Here is a 15,539-nt window from a genome sequence, read left to right as displayed (position 1 = left end):
TTATCGTCGTCGGCACGGAGGTGACCGATGACGCGGGTCGTGGTGGTCGGGGACGTCGGCGGGTGTGCGCGGCACCTGGCGGACGCGGTCGGCGGGCTGACCCGCGACGAGGACACCGTGATCGTTCAGGTCGGGGACCTGGTCGACCGGGGGCCGGACAGCTCCGGCGTGCTGGCCTTCGTCGCCGAGCGGCTCGCGGACGCGCCCGCCCGCTGGATCCAGCTCATCGGCAACCACGAGTCGCAGTACCTCGGCGGTGACGTGTTCTGGCCGGAGCCGCTCGCCGAGAGCGACGCCGCCCTGCTGCGCGGCTGGTGGCTGCGCGACCAGCTGCGGGTGGCCACCGCGCTGCGCACCGCCGAGGGCGAGGAGTTCCTGCTCACCCACGCCGCGCTGACCGTCGGTGCCTGGCAGGAGCTCGGCGCGCCGGTCACCGCCGGGACCGCCGCGGACCTGCTCAACACCCGGCCCGACCAGCTGCTGTGGCACGACCGCGGCCCGCTCTGGGCGGAGGCCGGCCCGGACGTGTACGAGTCCTGGCTGCATGCCGCCGAGCCGCCCCCGTTCAGCCAGCTGCACGGCCACTCGAGCATCGTCGACTTCCGCCATCGGGCCTGGCTGTGCGGCGAGCGGATCCGGCAGCGCAGCACCGTGGACTGGACGGCCCGGCACACGTTCACCAGGATCGGCGGCGCCCGCTTCGTCGGCGTCGATCCCAAACACGGCCGCGCCGGCGCCCCGCAGTGGGCGCCGCTGGTCTTCGAGGATGCGACCCTGATCGGCTAGCTCAGCCTGATCATGTTCCAGGACAGGGCCGGGAGCTCGGCCCGCAGCCGGCCACCGTCCAGTTTGGGCTCGCTCAGGTCGCGCGGCTGCACCCGGTCGGGCTGCTGGGCGGTGTTGACCGCGTCCGGGTCGTCGTCCGCGAGCACCGTGTGGGTGGCGGTGGTCAGGCCGGGCACGGCGCGCAGGTCCACGTCCAGGGTCATCGGCTCGGTCTGCGACCTGTTCACCGCGAAGAGCACCACGCCCTCATCCGTCTGCACGGCGACCGCGTCCAGCAGCGGGACCTCACCGTGCCGGGCCGTCTCGTGCGTCGGTGCCGTGATGGCCGGCTGCAACACGGTGCCGCGCCCGTAGCGGGTCGTCAGCGCGTACGGGTGGAAGCTCGCCTGCCGCCACGCCGTGCCGCCCGGCTCGGTCATGATGGTGGCGATGACGTTGACCAGCTGCGCCTGGCAGCCGATCTTCACCCGGTCGGCGTGGCGCAGCAGGCTGATCAGCAGGTTGCCGACCACGACCGCGTCGCTGACCGAGTAGACGTCCTCGATCAGCCGGGGCGCGTGCTCGACGTCAAGGTTCTGCTCGCCGGCGAAGCGGCTCTGGTACCAGACGTTCCACTCGTCGAAGGAGACGTTGATCCGCTTGCGGTGCCGGCCGACCGCGCGTACGTGGTCGGCCGTCGCGACGAGCTCGTCGATGAACTGGTCCATGTCGGTGGCGCTGGCCAGGAAGCTGTCCCGGTCGTCACCGTGCTGCTGGTAGTAGGCGTGCATCGAGACGTAGTCGACGGCGTCGTAGGTCTCGGCCAGCACGGTCGCCTCCCAGCTGCCGAACGTCGGCATCTGCCGGCCCGAGCTGCCGCAGGCGACGAGCTCGATCGTCGGGTCGACCAGGCGCATCGCCTTGGCCGTCTCCAGCGCCAGCCGGGCGTACTCGTCCGCGGTCTTGTGGCCGATCTGCCACGGGCCGTCCATCTCGTTGCCCAGGCACCAGGTCTTGATCCCGTACGGCTGCCCGCCGCGCAGGTCCGACCAGTACGTGCCGCCGGGCAGGTTGCAGTACTCCACCAGGGACCGGGCCGCGTCGATGCCCCGGGTGCCCAGGTTGACCGCCATCATCGGCTCCACGCCGACGGTCCGCGCCCAGGTCAGGAACTCGCCGACCCCGACGTGGTTGGACTCCAGCGAGCGCCAGGCCAGGTCGAGGCGGGTGGGCCGCTCGCCGACCGGGCCGATGCCGTCCTCCCAGCGGTAACCCGAGACGAAGTTGCCGCCGGGGTAGCGCACCAGCGGGACACCGAGCTCGCGGACCAGGTCCGCGGTGTCCTGCCGGAAGCCGTTATCGTCGGCGCTCGGGTGCCCGGGCTCGTAGATGCCGGTGTAGACGCAGCGGCCCATGTGCTCGACGAACGAGCCGTACAGCCGCGGGTCCACCTCGCCCACCCGGAACGCGGGGTCGACGGTCATGGTGGCGGAAAGCATGCTCAACCTTTCAGGCCGCTGCCGGCGATGCCCTCGACGATATGGCGCTGGAACAGCAGGAACACGGCGACGAGCGGGATCGCGCCGAGAATAGCCGACGCCATCGTGTCCGCGTACCGGATGCCGAAGGCCCCCTGCACCGTGGCCAGGCCGACCGGCACGGTCATGATGTCCGGGTTGCTCAGCACCAGCAGCGGCCACAGCAGGTCGTTCCACGAGGTGACGAAGGTGAAGATGGCCACGGCCGCGACCGCGGGGCGGGCCAGCGGCATGATGATCTTCCGGTAGATCCGCAGGTAGCCGGCGCCGTCCATGCGTGCGACCTCCTCCAGCTCGCGCGGCAGGCCGTCGAAGAACTGCTTGAAGATGAACACGGCGATCGCGGTCGGGATCTGCGGCAGGCTCACCGCCCACCACGTGTTGAGCAGGCCCAGCGCGTCGAACTCGCGGAACCAGGGCACGATCAGCACCTGGCCGGGGATCATGATGCCGACCAGCACCAGCCAGAACACCACGTTGCGGTAGCGGAACCGCATCCGGGACAACGCGTACGCGGCCAGGCTGGCCACCAGCACGGTGCCCACCGCCGTCAGCGTCGAGATGAACAGGCTGGAGCCGAACCAGGTGAGGATGTCGGTGTCGCGCAGCACCCGGCTGAACGCGTCGAGGGTCGGGTCGGCGATGGCCCACGTGGTCCTGGTGGTCTCGGCGTTGGGCTTGAGCGCGGTGTCCAGCGCCCAGGCCAGCGGCACCAGCCAGAGCAGGGCGAAGGCGATCAGCACGCCGAAGCAGATGCGGTTGAAGAGCTTGACGCGTGTCTCCGCCCGCTGAGCGAGATCCGTCATGGGTCAGACCCCCTTCTCCTGGCGGCGGACGATGGTGAACCAGACGGCGGAGACCAGGAGCACGACCAGGAAGAACAGCATCGACACGGCCGCGGCGTAGCCGACCCGGAAGTTGGTGAAACCCTCGTCGTAGACGTACTCGAGGATCGAGCGGGTGGCGAAGTTCGGCCCGCCCGAGGTCATGATGTACATCTGGTCGAAGACCTTGAGCGAGGCGATCACCTGCAGCACGGCCACCAGCGTGGTGGTGCGCCCGAGCATCGGGATGGTGATCTTGCGGATCTGCTGCCAGGGCGAGGCGCCGTCCATGGCCGAGGCCTCGTAGAGGTCCCGCGGGATCTCCTGCAGGCCGGCCAGGTAGAGCACGAAGTTGAACCCGAGCGTCCACCAGATGGTGGTCATCGCCAGCGACGGCATGGCCCAGTTCGGGTCGCCCAGCCAGTTCGGCGAGGTGATGCCGATCTTCAGCAGGCCGGTCTCGATCAGCCCCAGCCCCGGGGTGTAGATGAAGATCCAGATCAGCGCGACCACGGCCGAGGGCAGGATGAACGGCGCGAAGAACGCCAGCCGGAAGAACCACCGGCCGCGGCTGGCCCGGTCGGCCAGCAGGGCGAAGACGAACGCGAGCACGATCAGCGGCGGCGTGGTCAGCACGGTGAACCACACCGTGTGCCACAGCGACGACCAGAAGTCGCTGCTCTGCAACGCCTCGGCGTAGTTGCCGAAGCCCGCGAAGCCGGACAGCCCGGGCTTGACCAGGCTGGTGTCGAAGAAGCTCATCACCAGGCCGTAGATGGTCGGTCCGATGATGAACGCGAGGTACAGGATCAGGAACGGCGCCAGGAAACCCAGTGCGGGCAGGCCGGTGCCGGGACGTTGCTCCGGCGGGGCCCCGTCCTCGGTCGCGGGGCGGGGGCGTACGACGGTCTCGGTGGTCACCAGGCACCCCCTCAGATGGGCGACGCGGTCGTGGACAGGTTCTGCAGCTGGCCGCGTATCTGGGCGATCGCGTCGGCCGGGGACTGCTGGCCGCCCAGGACGGTGGCGACGGCGGAGCCCATGACGATCTCGAAGTTGGAGCCGGAGCCGGAGTACCAGCCCTCCGGGTCGTAGACGGCGGCGTCGGCGGCCGCGGAGTAGTTCGACTGCGGCGTCATCGCCTGGTACTCGGCGCTGTCGCGGAACGGCAGCCAGGCCGGCACGTGCCCGCCCTCGGCCCAGGTCTTGCTCTGGTCCAGCATCGAGCGCACCAGCAGCAGCGAGCGATCGAGGCCGGCCTGGCTCTGGTCCGGCCGGCGAGGGACGACCAGGGTGTGCGAGTCGGCCTGCACGGCGTACTTGTTGCCGCCGAAGACATTGGGGAACAGCGTCATGGAGAACGGCATCTTGGCGGTCTGGAAGGTGGAGATCTCCCACTCGCCCTGGAAGTAGAAGCCGGCCTGGCCGTTGGCGAACGTGGCGATGGAACCCTGGTAGTCGCTGCTGGCGGGGAACAGGCCGGACTTGGTCAGCGACTGCAGGAAGGTCAGCACCTGGCTCGCCCTGGCCTCATCGAGCACCACCCGGCGGCCCTCGTCGGCCAGGACCTCGCCGCCGAGCTGGCTGTAGAGCGACTGGAAGATCCGCCAGGGGGTCGAGGTGTCGTTGTTGATCGCCACGACCCCGCCGTACGCGCCGGAGGCCTCCTTGGCCTTGCGCATCGCCTCGGTGAACTTCTCCGGGGTGTCCAGCGGGGTCAGCGCCCCGGCGGAGTCGAGCAGTCCCGCCTTGGAGCAGATGTCGGTGTTGTAGAACATCACGAACGGGTGGGTGTCGAGCGGGATCGCGTACGCCTTGCCGTCGACCAGCCCCGCCTGCCAGGCCCGTTCGGTGAACAGGTCGGCGCTGATGCCGTGCCGGGCCAGGTCCGCGGGCCGCAGTTCCTCCAGCAGGTCCGAGCTGACCAGCGTCTTCATCCGGGTCAGGTGCGAGATGGCGACGTCCGGCGGCTTGTCGCCGAGCGTGGCCAGCGCCAGCTTCGTGTAGTACGGATTGCCCCAGGCCAGGGTGACCGCGCTGAGCGTGACGCGGGGATTGGCGGTCCGGAAACCGTCGAGCATCTGGGTCATCCGGACGCCGTCACCGCCGCCGAACAGGTTCCAGTAGTCGAGCGACCCGCTGGTGTCGCGCCCCGGCGTCACGCCGCTGCACCCGGTCAGCCCGAGGGCCGCCGCCGCGGCCGTGCCGCTCAACAGAGCGCGTCGGGTCAGTGTCATGACAGGAGCCTCCCGCCGTGCTTCGCCACGAGTCCACAGATCGGCCTTCGCAAGACGAGAACGATCGGACGCGAATCGAGAAGGATCGCCGGGGCTGACCGGTTCATGCGCCGAGCGGCACCGGGGTGAGCAGCTGGGTGATGTCGTCGCCGGTCATCGGACGGGCGAAGTGGAAGCCCTGGGCGTAGCGGTAGCCGGCCGCGTACAGCCGGCGGGCCTGCGCCGCGGTCTCCACGCCCTCGGCGACGGCCTCGATCCGCAGGCCGGTGGTGATGGCGATAAGGCTGTCCACGATGACGGCCTGGGCGGTGCCGGCGGTGACCCCGTCGACGAACGACTTGTCGACCTTGAGGACGTGCACCGGGCAGTCCACCAGCAGGCTCAGCGACGACTGCCCGGTGCCGAAGTCGTCCAGCGCCACCCGCAGGCCGAGCTCGTGCAGGGCCCGGACCGCCTCCAGGCCGGGGCCGGTGCCCAGCACCGCGGTCTCGGTGATCTCGGCGGTGAACCGGGCCGGGTCGACCCCGGCCCGGGCCAGCAGCGCGGCGACCCCGGCCACGAAGCCGGGCTCGTGCAGCTCCCGGGGTGAGACGTTGACGCTGACCCGGCGGGGCGCGTCCGCGCCTAGCGTGCGGTCCCAGTCAGCGACCTGGGCCACCACCTGCTCCAGGATCCACCGGCCGAGCTCGATGATCGCGCCGCTGCGCTCGGCCAGCGGGATGAACACCGCGGGCGACACCTGCCCGTGCACCGCGTGCTGCCAGCGCACCAGCGCCTCGACCCCGGCCGTGCGGCCGTCCGGCAGCTCGACGATCGGCTGGTAGACCACCGACAGCTCGCCGCGGGCGACGGCCTGGCGCAGGTCCGCGCCGAGCCGGGCGTCGCGGTCGGCCCGCTCGTCCATCGCCGGGTCGAACCAGGCCGAGCGGCCCCCGCCGGCGTTCTTGGCCGCGTACATGGCGACGTCGGCGCGGCGCAGCAGCTCGCCCGGGGTGTCGCCGGGCCGGGCCGCGGTGACCCCGATGCTGATCCGTGGCGTCATCTCGTGACCGTCGATGAGCAGCGGTTCCTGTACCTCGGTGATCACCCGCCGCAGCAGGGCGGCCGCCTCGGTGTCGGTCAGGCCGGGCAGCAGCAGCGTGAACTCGTCACCGCCGAGGCGGGCCACCGTGTCCCCGGCCCGCAGCAGGCCGAGCAGGCGGCGGCTGACCGCCTTGAGCAGGGCGTCGCCGGTGCCGTGGCCGAGCCGGTCGTTGACGGTCTTGAAGTCGTCGAGGTCGAGCAGCGCCACGACGAAGCCGCCGGTGGCGAGCCGGGCGGTGACCTGTTCCTCGAAGCTGGCCCGGTTGGCGATCTCGGTGAGCGAGTCGTGCCGTACCTGGTGGGCCAGTTGCTCCTGGTACGCCCGCAGCTGGCTGAGGTTGCTGTCGACCGTGGCGAGCAGCCGGCTGTTCTCCCGCAACGCGGTGACCTGCCGCACCACCACCAGGGCGGTGATCGCCACCGTCCCGACGGCGACGATTCGCCCCTCGGCGCTGGGGATGTCGGTGCCCAGCAACATCGCGTCCATGCCGGCCACCGCCAGGTACGGCACCACGCTCACCCGCTGCCGGCCGCGCCGCGCGACGGGCGCCACGACCCGGGCCCGCAGCTGCCGGCCGGCGGCGAGCTGCGCGCAGAAGCAGGCGATCGGCACGGCCAGGAAGGTCGAGTTCAGCTCGGGCCGCTCGTCCAGGAACGGCATCAGCGAGCCGGTCGCGGCGGCCAGCGCGGTGCCGAACGACAGCAGATGCACGGCCCCCCGATCCAGTCCACCGGCGCCGGTGAAGGCCACCTTGACAAAAGCGATCAGCGACACCGAGGCGATCATGACGATGCCCAGCAGTGGCGCCGCCGAGCCGGTGTGCGCGACCCAGCCCTCCGCGTGGATCAGCACGAAGTGCCAGACCAGGATGCCGCTGGTGATGAGGATGATGCCGGCGTCGAAGCCGAAGCGCGCCCAGTCACCGCGCGAGCGCGCCTCGGCCGGCAACCGCATCAGCGCCCAGACCAGGGCCAGCAGCAAGAGCAGGTACAGAGCCGTGGTCGGCAGGCTGATCCGCTGGTGCGGCGCCGGGCCGGTGAGCGCGTCGCGGGCGTGCAGCACCAGGGTCACGGTCAGCACGCCGACACAGGCCGCGAAGTGCCGCCAGAACCGGCGGGTCGGCGCGGCCAGCTCGGTGCGCCGGCCGACCTGCCAGGACGCGTACGCGGCCAGCACCGCCATCACCGGCAGCGGCAGCCACCCGGTCACCGGGTGCAGCCCGGCGCCCAGCAGCCCGGCGGCGAAGTTGCCCAGGCTGACCGCGAGCAGCGCGCCGCCGGCGACCACGGGCGTGCGCTGTCCTGCGATCATGAACCCGCTCATCGGTAACGACGAGCGGGTCTGAAGGACTTCGGGTCAGTCCGCGTCCCGCGTCTCGCCGGCGGGCTCGGTCTCCTCGGCGCGCTCGCCCGTCTCGCCCGCGGTGTCGCCGTCCTCGGCCGGTGTGGTCTCCGGCCCGCCGACGCCGATCACCGGGGCCTGCAGGTCGGTGCCCACCTGCGGCCGGTCGACCCAGAGGGCGCGCAGCTGGCCCTGCATGAAGGTGGTGAGCCGGGCCCGGTACTCGCGGTCGAAGTGCTCCAGCGCCTCTATCTGCTGCTGCAGCGCCTCGCGCTTGGCGATCAGGCTGCCGACCGAGTCCTCGTAGCGCTGCTGGGCCTGGAGTTTGAGCTGCTCGGCGTGGCCCTGGGCGTCGCCGATGACGGCCGCGGCCTCGTCCTTGGCCTGGGCCAGGATCTGGTCGGCGGTGCGCTTGGCGTCGTCGGCCCGCAGCCGGGCGTCGCGGGCGGCCTGCTCCGACGTGGCGCGCGCCTCGGCCAGCACCTTGTCCGCCTCGCAGCGCACGTTGTGCGCGTGCACCTGGGCGTCGCGGGCCGACTGGTCGGAGGCGGCCTGCGCGTCGGAGCGGATCTTGTCCGCCTGGCGTTTGGCTATCGCGACGTGTTCCTCGGCCGTGCGCTGCGCCAGGGTCAGCACCTGCAGGGCGTGGTCCGGGTGCAGCGGGCCGCCGGGCACGACCAGCGGGTGTTCCGAGGTCGCGGTGTCCGCGGACGTGCCGTTGAGCACCGCTTTGACCCGCGCCTTGATCTGGTTGTCAGTCACGATACCTCCGGTAGCCAGGGCGAGGTCCGCGCCGTGGACCTTGCCTCCCTCCTAACGGGCCAGGGCTGCTGGACGCGACGGCCGGGGCCGGCTTCATTGTTGGTGGTAGTCCTCACGCCGTCCGGGTAAGAGGTCGGCCATGGAGCAACTGCAGTGGCTGGGCGTCATCCGTCATGGCCAGAGCACCGGAAACGTGATCGCGCAGGACGCCGAGACCGGCGGGCTGGAGGCCATCGACATCCCGGAACGCGATGCCGACGTGCCGCTGTCCGGCACCGGCCGCGAGCAGGCCGAGGCGGTGGGCAGCTGGCTGAGCGGGCTGGGGCGTGACGAGCGGCCGCGGGTGGCGATCGTCTCGCCGTACCTGCGGACCCGGCAGACCGCCGAGCTGGCGCTGGCCGGCACCGGCATCCCCGCGGTGGTCGACGAGCGGCTGCGCGACCGGGAGCTGGGCGTGCTGGATCTGCTCACCGGCCGCGGCGTGCAGGCCCGGCTGCCCGAGGAGTACGCCCGCCGCGCCCGGCACGGCAAGTTCTACTACCGGCCACCCGGCGGGGAGTCCTGGGCCGACGTGCTGCTGCGCCTGCGCGCCCTGCTGCGTGAGCTGCGTCAGGACCATCCCGGTGGGCGGGTCCTGCTGTTCGGTCACGAGGCGACCGTGCTGCTCGTGCGCTACCTGGCCGAGTCGCTGAGCGAGGCCGAGCTGATGGAGGTCGCGCACGCCACCACCGTCGCGAACTGCTCGATCAGCACCTGGCGCCGCGGTGACGACGGGCTGCGCCCGGAACTGTTCAACTCCGTGGCCCACCTGCACCAGGAAGGTGCACCACCCACCCGGCAGGAGGAAGTCAATGCCGAGCCCGTCTGACGCCGAACGGGTCATCACGCCGCAGGTGCTGCGCGACTGGCCGCTGCCCGATCCGCAGGGCGGCAAGGAGGCCCGCGGCACCGTCCTGGTCGTCGGCGGGTCGCGGTCGACGCCGGGCGCCGTGCTGCTGGCCGGTGTCGCGGCGCTGCGGGCCGGGGCCGGGCGCCTGCAGCTCGCGGTCGAGCCGTCCACGGTGAGCGCGCTGAGCATCGCCGTGCCCGAGGCCAAGGTCGTCGGCCTGGGCGAGACCCAGGACGAGCTGGAGCAGCTCGCGGCGGACGCCGACGTCGTCGCGGTCGGTCCCGGCCTCGACGACATCGACCTCACGTCGCGGCTGTTGCACGCCGTGCTCGACGCGGTCGGCAAGGACACGGCGATGGTGCTGGACGCATACGCGCTCGGCGCCCTGAGCAAGGAGCAGGACCTGCTGGCCGGCCGGTCCGCGCGGGTGGTGCTGACGCCGAACGTGACCGAGGCCGAACGGCTGCTCGGGCGCGAGCCGGGCGACGACCTCGCCGCCGAGGCTGCCAACCTGGCCCAGCGCTACCAGGCGACGGTCAGCCTGTTCGGGCACATCGCCACCGCGGACGGCGGCCGCTGGCGGGAGGAGAGCGGCGACGTGGGCCTGGGCACCTCGGGCAGCGGTGACGTCCGCGCGGGGATCGTGGCGGGCCTGCTGGGCCGCGGTGCCGAGCCGGCCCAGGCGGCGTGCTGGGGCGCGTTCGCGCACGCCGTCAGCGGTCAGCGCCTGGCCCCGCGGTTCGGGCGCACCGGATTTCTGGCCCGCGAACTCGTCGACGAGGTGGCATACACGATTGCCACGGTCTGAGCCGGGTACGCGACAGGTGTCCACCGAGCGAAGGGAGAACCCCGATGACCACCGCACGCGAGATCATGACCCCCGACGTGACCTGCATCGGTGAGAAGGAGAACCTGGCCGAGGCCGCCCGCAAGATGGCCGACCTCGACGTCGGCTCGCTGCCCATCTGCGGCGAGGACAACCGCCTCAAGGGCATGATCACCGACCGCGACATCGTCGTGAAGGTCGTGGCCAAGGACCGCAACCCGGCCGACTGCACGGCCGGTGAGCTGGCCCAGGGCAAGCCCGTCACGATCGGCGCGGACGACGACGCCGCCGAGATCCTGCGCACGATGTCCGAGCACAAGGTGCGCCGGCTGCCGGTGATCGACGGCCACCAGCTGGTCGGCATCGTCGCGATCGCCGATGTCGCCAAGGCCCTGCCCGACCGCCCGGTCGGCGACCTGATCGACGCCGTCACCTCCTGATCGGCCCGGCCCGGGGTGGGGGTCGCGGGACCCGGCCCCCACCCCGGGGGTCTCAGGCGGTCACCAGCACCTCGTAGAGGCGGGCCGCGGCGCTGCCGTCGGACGTCGGCGTCACCACCGCCACCCGCACGTAGCGGGCGTCGACGCCGACCGCCGTGGTCGTCGAGTCGGCCGCGTTGCCACGGACCTGCGCGCGGGTGGTCCACGCGGACCCGTCATCCGAGGTCTGGATGTCGAAGTCACGCGTGTTCCAGGCCGGCAGCTCGCCGCCCGCGCCCGCGTGCCGGATCAGCACCGAGCCGACGCGCTGCCGGGTGCCCAGGTCGGTCTGCACCCACCGGGTCGAGCCCTGGGAACACCACTTGTCGTTCCAGCCGCCCAGCCAGCTGCCGTTGAAGGCCTTGGCCGGGCCCTCGTTCGCGCCGCAGGACGAGTCGGCCGTCGCCGGCCGGTTCAGCGCCAGGTCGGGCGGGGCGCTGCTGCTGCCGTACACCTCGAGCTCGTAGATCCGGGCCGCCGCGCTGCTGTCGGTGGCCGGCTGGCTGGTCTCGAACCGCACGTAGCGGGCGCTGCGGGCGGTGATCGGGGTGTAGGTCCGGCTGCTCCGCGAGCCGGTGACGGTCACCGCGGGGGTGAAGGTGGTGCCGTCGGTGCTGGTCGCGATCGTGAACGCGCCGGTGTTCCAGGTGGTGTTCTCGCCGCCCAGACCGGCGTGCTTGACGACGAACGACGACACCGTGCGGGCCGAGCCGAGGTCGACCTGGAGCTGACGCGGCGCGGTGGACGTACACCATTTGCTGTTGCCGGCCAGCGCGCCGTCGACCGCCTTGCCGGCGGCCTCGCTCGCGGCGCAGGCCGCCGAGCCGGTCACCGGCCGGCCCAGGGCCAGGTTCGCCCCGAGATCCGGTTCCGCCGGCGGCTGGGTCGCCCCGGCGGCAAAGCTCGGCGGTACGTCGGCAGCGCCCGTGCCCCAGCTCGACGGACTGCCGCCCATGGTGAAGGTGACCGTCCCGCCGTCCGCGAGGTCGCCGTAGCGCAGGTAGTTGTGGCTGGTCGTGCTCCCGTCGACCGCCAGCGACTGCACGTACCGGTTGGCCGCGCTGCCGCCGGTGATGGTGATGTCGCCCGGGCCGCGCCGGATCAGCACGCTCGGGAACAGCGCACCGTGCGCGGCGAGGGTGTCCGCGCCCGGTGTGACCGGGTAGAGGCCCAGCGCCGACCAGACGTACCAGGCCGAGGTCGCACCCAGGTCGTCGTTGCCCGGCAGGCCGCCGGCGCCGGTGGTGAACGAATCGGCCATCACCCGCCGGACGGCGTCGCTCGTGCCGGCCGGCTTGCGGGCGGCGTTGTACGTCCACGGCACGTTGTGCTCGGGCTCGTTGCCGATGTAGAAGTACGGCCGGCTCAGCCCGCCGTTGAGCTCGGTGAAGTGGTGGTCGAGGCGTTGCACCGCGGTGCCGGGGCCGCCCATCAGGGTGATCAGCGCGCCCATGTTGTGCGGGACCATCCAGGTGTACTGGGCGGCGTTGCCCTCCACGTACGGGCTCTCCTGGGCCGGGTTCAGGTTCGCCGACCAGCCCCCGCCGCCGTCGCGGGTGTGCAGATAGGACGACTCGCCGTTGAACAGGCTGCGCCAGTACTGCGAGCGGGCCGCGTACGTGTCGTGCCCGGCGCCGTCGCCGAGCGCGCCGGCGAACTGGGCGATCGCGAAGTCGCTGGCCGCGTACTCCAGGGTCTCCGAGGGGTTGCCCGGGATGAAGCGGTTGGCCTGGTAGGTGGCCTGGTTGCCGCGCAGCACCACGCCCTGGGTCGAGCCGCCGCTGCCGCTCTTCTTCATCAGTGCCAGTGCCGCCGCCGTGTCGAAGCCGCGCACGCCGAACGCGTAGGCGCTGGCCACGATGATCGGGCCGGGGTCGCCGGGCATGACGAAGTCCTCGACGGTCTGATGGGACCACTTCGGCAGCAGTCCGCCCTGCTGACCGTCGAGCACCATGGACTTGACGATGTCGGTCATCACGTCCGGCGCTGTCAGGGCGACCAGGGCCGCCCAGGAGCGGTAGATGTCCCACCCGGAGTAGTTCTGGTAGACGGGGTGGCTCGCCGTGTGCACCGCGTTGTCGAAGCCGCGGTACTCGCCGTTGGTGTCGCTGGACAGGTTCGGGTTCTGCAGCACGTGGTAGAGCGCGGTGTAGAACTTCTGCAGGTCTGTGGCGGCGCCGCCGGTCACCTGCACGCGGTTCAGGGCGGTGTTCCAGGCGGCGTCGGCGTTGGCGCGCACGGTGGCGAAGGGTGCCGCCTCGGCGGTGGCGTTGTTCTGCGCGTTGGCCACGCTCACGAAGGAGATGCCGACGGTGGCGTTGACGACGGCGTTCGCCGTGGTGTCGAAGGTGACGTAGGCGCCGGTGCTGGTGCCGCTGGTCGTCGACGATCCGGCGGTCACCGTGGCGCCCTTGAAGGTGCCGAAGCCGGTGGGCGTGCGGTCGAACTGGATCGAGTAGTACATCTTGAACGTCTTGCCGCCGCAGAAGCCGCCGGCGGTGTGCTCACCCCAGACCCGGTTGCCGGTGATCGTGACGTTGCCGTCGCGGTCGCCGGTGGCCGAGCGGCTGGCGTTGATCAGCACCCGGGCGGTGGTGCTGGCCGGGTAGGTGAGCTTCAGCGCGCCGGTGCGCTTGGTCGCGCTGAGCTCCGCGTCCACGCCGTACTTGTCGAGGCGGTTGCGGTAGTAGCCGGGCTCGGCGCTCTCGTTGCTCTTGGTGTAGGCGGACGCATAGCTGGTCCAGCTGGATCCGGGGGAGGCGCCGAGCGCGCCGGTGACCGGCAGGATCGGGATGTCCTCGTTGTTGGGACAGCCGGCCCCGTTGAAGTGGGTGAGGCTGAACGACTCGACGGTGCGGTCCCGGTCGCGGTAGCCCGACGGTGAGGCGGTGGGGGTGTCCGGGCTGAACTGCACCATCCCGAACGGCACGGTGGCGCCGGGGAAGGTGCTGCCGCCGGCGCCGCCGCCGACCGGGTTGGGGGAGTTGCTGTCGTCGGTGCCGACGAACGGATTGACGTACTGGGTGAGGTCGGGATCGGCGGCCGCTTGCGCGGCCGACGGGACCGAGAGGGCCGCGGCGGCGAGGATGACCGCCGTGGCGAGGGTACGGAGCATGGGGGAAGCCGTCCCTTCGTGGTGACAACGATGTCAAATCGCGTGTCTCATAGAAGCACGCAGATATAACCAGTTGTCAATACGTGGGACGGCGCCGGTCTCGACGCCTCAGCGCGCTGCCGTCTGCCGCTCGCCGGTGCGGGCTGTGCGGCGTACCCGCAGCAGTGACGCGGCGGCCAGCGCGGTGCCGCCGGTCCCGACCCCGCCGAGCACTCCGAGCGCGAACCGCTGCTGGTGGTCGACCTGGCGTTGCGCGGCGGCGCTGTCCCCGGCCGGGATCTCCTGGCTCATCCCGGCGACGGCACTGATCCCGGCGAGCCAGAACGCGAAGAACACCAGGCCGGTGAGGGTGAGCCCCCATCGCGGCAGCTCGGGCGGCGACCACACCGACCGTACCCACCCGCTCTGCGGCTGCCGGCCCCGCACGATCCGCCGGTTGGTGAGGATCCCGGCGGTGAAGCCCGGCAGCACGAGCACCCCGGCGACCACCACGGCCACGGTGGTCGACACGAGCCGGTCCCCGCCGAGCAGGGCGCCGATGAGCACGCCGGCCCAGCCGACGCCGGCCACACACATGACGTCGAGCAGCAGCAACATCCGACGCGAGATCACCACCGGGAACGCTAACGGCCGGGCCGCCCGCCGGGGGCCGGATCGCGCTTATTCCACCGGGTACGGTGCTGCCGTGCGAAGAGCCGCAGCCGTGCTGGGCCGATCGGGCGTGTACCTGCTGGTCTTCCTGGCGGTGGCCGCGCTCGACACGGTCGTCGCCACCACGTGGGTGCGCCCCGACCTGGTCCCGGTGGTGGGGACCCTGGTGTGGGCGGTGAGCCCTGTCGTCTTCTACATCGCGTGGCCGTGGCCGTACGTCAACGCCCGCGCGGTCTGGCTCCTGGTCGCCTGGTTCCTCAGCGCCCTGCTGATGTTCCTGGCGGCGGCCGCCTTCTGGGCCGTGGTGCTGGACATGCGCGGGGTGCGGACCGTCGGCACCGTGGCCGAGGTCCACCGCAGCAGCCGCGGTCCCGCCACTTACACGCTGCTGCGCGCCGGTGAGCCGGTCGCCGGGCGGCTGCTGTCCTGGCCCGAGGACCGGCCGGCGGCCGAACTCGGCGACGCGGTCATCGTGGTGCTCGATCCGGGCGGGCTCGTCGACCCCCGGCTGCCGTCCGAGGTGCCGACCGGCGGGGAGGCTCTCGCGGCGCTGGCGGTCGGCGCACTCATCGTTGCCGGTCCGTGCATCGGCGCGGCCCGGGCACACATCCGGGAAGGGGACGATGCACTATGACCATCAGCGGAGGGCCGGCCCGGCCCGAGATCGCGCCCGGCGTGCCGGTGCTGCGGGTGATGTCGGTCGAGGTGGCGTTGCGGTTCTACGTCGGATACCTCGGCTTCGCCGTGGACTGGCGGCACCAGTTCGAGCCCGGGATGCCGTGGTACGTGCAGGTCTCGCGGTCCGAGGCCGTGCTGCACCTGTCCGAGCACCACGGCGACGGCAGCCCGCACGGCGTCGTCTGGTTCCCGGTCGCCGACGTCCACGCGCTGCGCGACGAGCTGCTGTCCCGTCCGGAGGCGGCCCAGCCGCCGGGCGTCGACGTGGACGCGCCGGGCGGACCGACGATGCAGCTGATCGACCCGTACGGCAACCTGCTGCGTTTCGCCCAGCCGGAGCGGAACTGACC

The 15,539-nt window shown here is 71.8% G+C and carries 14 protein-coding genes; 6 read left to right on the top strand and 8 right to left on the bottom strand.

The window, feature by feature from the left end:
- The first annotated feature begins 27 nt into the window (after nucleotides 1-27).
- On the top strand, nucleotides 28-786 hold the full coding sequence (locus ACQP2Y_RS33340; RefSeq protein WP_433719779.1) for a metallophosphoesterase: 759 nt from the start codon (nucleotides 28-30) through the stop codon (nucleotides 784-786).
- Here ACQP2Y_RS33340 and ACQP2Y_RS33335 read toward each other — a convergent pair.
- The 6 genes from ACQP2Y_RS33335 to ACQP2Y_RS33310 form a co-directional block, all read right to left on the bottom strand.
- Nucleotides 783-2,264 carry an alpha-N-arabinofuranosidase gene (locus tag ACQP2Y_RS33335; RefSeq protein WP_433719776.1) on the bottom strand — a complete coding sequence of 494 codons (1,482 nt, stop codon included), beginning with the start codon at nucleotides 2,262-2,264 and terminating at the stop codon, nucleotides 783-785. The genes ACQP2Y_RS33340 and ACQP2Y_RS33335 overlap by 4 nt on opposite strands.
- A 2-nt stretch (nucleotides 2,265-2,266) precedes the next feature.
- A complete protein-coding gene (locus ACQP2Y_RS33330; protein WP_433719773.1) occupies nucleotides 2,267-3,109 on the bottom strand; it encodes a carbohydrate ABC transporter permease in 843 nt (280 codons plus the stop codon).
- Between the two features lie 3 nt (nucleotides 3,110-3,112).
- A complete protein-coding gene (locus tag ACQP2Y_RS33325; protein WP_433719770.1) occupies nucleotides 3,113-4,048 on the bottom strand; it encodes a carbohydrate ABC transporter permease in 936 nt (311 codons plus the stop codon).
- Between the two features lie 11 nt (nucleotides 4,049-4,059).
- Nucleotides 4,060-5,364, bottom strand: coding sequence for an extracellular solute-binding protein (locus ACQP2Y_RS33320; RefSeq protein ID WP_433719767.1), 1,305 nt, complete (start codon nucleotides 5,362-5,364; stop codon nucleotides 4,060-4,062).
- 103 nt (nucleotides 5,365-5,467) lie between these two features.
- Nucleotides 5,468-7,759, bottom strand: coding sequence for a putative bifunctional diguanylate cyclase/phosphodiesterase (locus tag ACQP2Y_RS33315; protein ID WP_433719765.1), 2,292 nt, complete (start codon nucleotides 7,757-7,759; stop codon nucleotides 5,468-5,470).
- A gap of 45 nt (nucleotides 7,760-7,804) precedes the next feature.
- On the bottom strand, nucleotides 7,805-8,551 hold the full coding sequence (locus ACQP2Y_RS33310; protein WP_433719762.1) for a hypothetical protein: 747 nt from the start codon (nucleotides 8,549-8,551) through the stop codon (nucleotides 7,805-7,807).
- Between the two features lie 139 nt (nucleotides 8,552-8,690).
- Here ACQP2Y_RS33310 and ACQP2Y_RS33305 point away from each other — a divergent pair, with 139 nt between their 5' ends.
- Genes ACQP2Y_RS33305 through ACQP2Y_RS33295 form a run of 3 tightly spaced genes read left to right on the top strand, consistent with a single transcriptional unit; the run spans nucleotide 8,691 to nucleotide 10,706 of the window.
- Nucleotides 8,691-9,419: a histidine phosphatase family protein gene (locus tag ACQP2Y_RS33305; protein ID WP_433719760.1), complete on the top strand. Its 729-nt coding sequence runs from the start codon at nucleotides 8,691-8,693 to the stop codon at nucleotides 9,417-9,419.
- The gene (locus ACQP2Y_RS33300) at nucleotides 9,403-10,248 is read left to right on the top strand and encodes an NAD(P)H-hydrate dehydratase (protein WP_433719757.1); all 846 of its coding nucleotides are present in this window, start codon (nucleotides 9,403-9,405) and stop codon (nucleotides 10,246-10,248) included. The genes ACQP2Y_RS33305 and ACQP2Y_RS33300 overlap by 17 nt, the downstream gene beginning before the upstream one ends.
- Nucleotides 10,249-10,292: 44 nt before the next feature.
- The gene (locus ACQP2Y_RS33295) at nucleotides 10,293-10,706 is read left to right on the top strand and encodes a CBS domain-containing protein (protein ID WP_360829891.1); all 414 of its coding nucleotides are present in this window, start codon (nucleotides 10,293-10,295) and stop codon (nucleotides 10,704-10,706) included.
- Between the two features lie 52 nt (nucleotides 10,707-10,758).
- Here ACQP2Y_RS33295 and ACQP2Y_RS33290 read toward each other — a convergent pair whose 3' ends face one another.
- Nucleotides 10,759-13,860, bottom strand: a complete 3,102-nt coding sequence (locus ACQP2Y_RS33290; RefSeq protein WP_433719754.1) for a GH92 family glycosyl hydrolase — start codon at nucleotides 13,858-13,860, stop codon at nucleotides 10,759-10,761.
- A gap of 108 nt (nucleotides 13,861-13,968) precedes the next feature.
- Nucleotides 13,969-14,472: a hypothetical protein gene (locus tag ACQP2Y_RS33285; RefSeq protein WP_433719752.1), complete on the bottom strand. Its 504-nt coding sequence runs from the start codon at nucleotides 14,470-14,472 to the stop codon at nucleotides 13,969-13,971.
- 73 nt (nucleotides 14,473-14,545) lie between these two features.
- Between ACQP2Y_RS33285 and ACQP2Y_RS33280 the strand changes: the two genes are divergently transcribed.
- Together ACQP2Y_RS33280 and ACQP2Y_RS33275 are read left to right on the top strand one after the other, a co-directional pair.
- Nucleotides 14,546-15,145, top strand: coding sequence for a hypothetical protein (locus ACQP2Y_RS33280; RefSeq protein WP_433719750.1), 600 nt, complete (start codon nucleotides 14,546-14,548; stop codon nucleotides 15,143-15,145).
- Nucleotides 15,142-15,537: a glyoxalase superfamily protein gene (locus ACQP2Y_RS33275; protein ID WP_433719748.1), complete on the top strand. Its 396-nt coding sequence runs from the start codon at nucleotides 15,142-15,144 to the stop codon at nucleotides 15,535-15,537. Before ACQP2Y_RS33280 ends, ACQP2Y_RS33275 begins: the two co-directional genes overlap by 4 nt.
- Nucleotides 15,538-15,539 lie beyond the last annotated feature (2 nt).

The sequence above is a fragment of the Actinoplanes sp. CA-051413 genome (assembly GCF_050955795.1).
Classification (GTDB): Bacteria; Actinomycetota; Actinomycetes; order Mycobacteriales; family Micromonosporaceae; genus Actinoplanes.
This window is presented reverse-complemented; position numbering and strand designations above follow the sequence as displayed.